1 protein-coding gene is annotated in these 1,980 nt (G+C 72.0%); it reads right to left on the bottom strand.

The features are described from left to right. On the bottom strand, positions 1–1,980 hold a 1,980-nt coding region (locus ABFX54_RS56425; RefSeq protein WP_346115579.1), incomplete at both ends, for a condensation domain-containing protein.

Genomic DNA, 1,980 nt, shown 5'->3' with positions numbered 1-1,980 from the left:
CCACCAGCCGCCGCCCGGCCTCGTCGAGCACGTCCACCCCGCTCAACGGCAGCTCATGCCCACCATCCAGGGCTGCTTCGAGCGCGGCCACCAGGTTGCCGGCGGCGGTGCGGACCATCAGGCCGACGTTCCTGGCATCGACCGGCGCGACCGCGTCCACGCCCACCGACATGCTGTCGCCGTCGTCGTCGATCAGCACGCCGAGCGGGTAGTTGGTGCGCTCACGCACCAGCAACAGCCGTGCCCCGTCCAGCTCCGCGTCCACCCCGGAGCCGGTGTTGTGCCGGTAGTTGAGGAACGAGGTGAACAGAGGCACCCCACCCGCCATCCCACTGGCCTGCTGAGCCACAGTGAGCGGCGCGTGTTCATGCTCCAGCAGCTCGGCAAGCTGGCCGCGCATGGCCGACACCGCCGCCAGCACACCCATTTCGCCCGTACGCACCCGTACCGGCAGCGTGTTCATGAACGGCCCCGGCACCCGATCCGCGCCGGTCCCCGCGTTCATCCGGCCGAACAGCACCGTCCCGAACACCACGTCACGCCGACCTGAGACCGCCGCCAGCACCCGCGCCCACGCCACGTGCAGCACCGTCGCCGGGCTCACCCCGAGCCGCCTGGCCACCTCGCGCAACCGCCCGTGCAGCTCAGCTCCGAACGGCACCACCTCGTGCGCCGAGTCGGCGCCGTCGCCACGCACGTCCACCAGCCCGAACGGCGCCGTCGGCTCCTGGACGTCACCCAGCAGCTCCGCGAAGTACCGCGAGTGCTCGGCGTCCTCGACTCCTCCGCGTGCCTGCGCCACGAAGTTCCGGAACGGCAGCGGCTCGGCCAGCTCGGCTCCCCGATCGGCCAGGAACGCCCTCACCTCGGCGAACAGCACTTCCAGCGCCGTGTGGTCGCGCACCATGTGATGCATGCGGATGAGGACCAGCCACCGGTCATCGCCGGGGGCCGCCGCGAGGTGCACGTCCATCAGCGGCGCCCGGTGCAGGTCCATGACCGAGCCGGCCAGCTCCACCAGCGCGCCGGCGGGATCGGCGCAGCCCGGCGCCGGCACCGTCTCCCGTACCGGCAGCACGGCCTGCCGCCAGACCACCTGCACCGGCTCCCGCAGCCCGGCCCAGACGATGGAGGTGCGGTAGATGTCGTGCCGATCCACCACCCGCCGCAACGCCTCGACGAACCGCTCCACCCGGTCCCGCGAGTCGAACTCCAGCACCGCCGGCGTCACGTAGACGTCCGTGCCGCCGTCGGCCAGCAGGTGGTGGAAGAGCAGCCCTTCCTGGAGCGGCGCGAGCGGGTAGACGTCGGCCACGTTCGCCGCGCCGCCCTCGACCGTGGCGACGACCCGCTCGATCTCGTCGGCGGTCAGCTCCACCAGGGGGAGCATCTCCGGCGTGATCTCGGTCGCGCCGGCGGGGATCAGGTTGCCGGGCACGTCGGTCTGCCCGGCGCTCACCGACGCGGCCAGGCCCGCCGGGGTGGGAGTGTCGAACAGGGCGCGTACCGAGACGGAGACGCCGCGCGAGCGCAGGACCTCGACGAGCCGGATCACCAGCAGGGAATGGCCACCGAGCTGGTAGAAGTCGTCGTCGGCGCTCACACTCTCCAAGCCGAGCACATCGGCGAAGGCGGCACAGACGATCTCCTCGCGCGCGTCGGCGGGGGCACGACCGGTCCCGGCGACGTATCGAGGGGCGGGGAGTGCCTTGCGGTCGAGCTTGCCGTTCACCGTCACCGGCAACTGCTCCAGCACCACCACGGCCGACGGCACCATGTACTCCGGCACACGCTCCGCCGCGAAGCTCCGCACCTCCTCCGTGAGCCGCGCGCCGTCCCCATCGGCAACCACGTAGGCGACCAGCCGCACCTCTCCCGGTACGTCCTCCCGCGCCACCACCACAACCTGACCCACCTCGGGACAAGCGGCCAGCACCTCGGTGACCTCACCCGGCTCCACCCGGAAACCCCGGATCTTCA

The sequence above is a fragment of the Nonomuraea maheshkhaliensis genome (genome assembly GCF_039529435.1).
In the GTDB taxonomy this organism is placed as follows: domain Bacteria; phylum Actinomycetota; class Actinomycetes; order Streptosporangiales; family Streptosporangiaceae; genus Nonomuraea; species Nonomuraea maheshkhaliensis.
The sequence above is the reverse complement of the archived record's forward strand: the minus strand, read 5'-3'. Positions and strand labels throughout refer to the sequence as shown.